Raw genomic sequence first — 1,053 nt, forward strand, 5'->3', positions numbered from 1 at the left:
GACTCGACTTCGCGGAGGCGTTTCCGCGCCTGCCGGGAATCGGCGAGCGCACGCTTCAGATACTCGCGGAGCTTCTCTTCATTCGCCATTCTGGAACAGCTCCCTCATGAATTTTCTTCGTCAGCTCGGCGACCTTTGGCGCTGTCGTCCATGAGCGCGAAGAGCTCGTCGTCGGTCGCCGCATCGAGGTCGATCCCGCCGTCACCGGAGGAGGCGCTCCCGTTGTTCCTGCTGCCTTCCCATCGATCGATCAGCGCACGCAGCCGGGAGATGGCCTCGCCGCGGTCGGCCTCGTCGGTGCTCCCGGCCGCCAGCGACGCCTCCAGCTGATCAAGGGCGGCCAGCGGCGAAGGAACGGATGCCGCAGCGTCCAGGGCCAGTTGTGATCGCAGGTATTCGGCGATCGCGGTGGGCGTCGGGTAGTCGAAAACAAGGGTGGCGGGTAGTTGCAGCCCCGAGGCCGCGTTCAGCCGGTTCCGGAGGTCGACCGCGGTCAGCGAGGTCAGCCCGAGCTCCCGGAACGCCCGGTCCGGGTCGATCTCGGTCGCGCCGTCATGGCCCAGGACCGCGGCGGTCTCCGCGCGGACGGCCGCGAGCAGGACCTCGTCGCGTTCGGCCGCTGTCAGGCTCGCCAGCAGCTGGAGCAGCGGCGGTCCGGACAGCGGCGATGGTTCGTCCCCGGCCGGTGCCACGTCCGCGCCCAGCACCGCGCGGGCGGACCTCTCGCCGGCAAAGGAGCGCGCGATGTCGAGCCAGTACCGCCGATGCTGGAAGGCATAGGTGGGTAGTTCCACCCGGCGGGGGCTGCGGCCGCTGAACACCGCTGCCCAGTTGACCGAAGCCCCGCGTGCGTGCACCTCACCGAGGGAAATGAGGAACCGTTCGAGTCCGCCCTCGTCGCGGCGCAGTGACCCGGTGACCACCGCCGTGGGCCTCCCCGCGGTGTCGAGGATCTCCTGGATGCTGAAGTTGAGCAGCGGGTGCGGGCTGACCTCGATGAACACGTCATGGCCCCGGTCGATCAGCGTCCGGGCCGCTGTTTCGAAGCGAACC

The 1,053-nt window shown here is 69.1% G+C and carries 2 protein-coding genes; both read right to left on the reverse strand.

Features of this window, described 5'->3' with window-relative positions; genetic code table 11:
* Nucleotides 1-89: polyketide synthase docking domain-containing protein (locus MJ783_RS23810; RefSeq protein ID WP_370651761.1), on the reverse strand; the 89-nt coding region annotated here is incomplete at its 3' end.
* 15 nt (nt 90-104) lie between these two features.
* On the reverse strand, nt 105-1,053 hold a 949-nt coding region (locus tag MJ783_RS21260), incomplete at its 5' end, for an acyl carrier protein (protein WP_239313170.1).

Origin of the sequence: Protofrankia sp. Cj3 (assembly GCF_917627355.1) — a bacterium.
Lineage (GTDB): Bacteria > Actinomycetota > Actinomycetes > Frankiales > Frankiaceae > Protofrankia.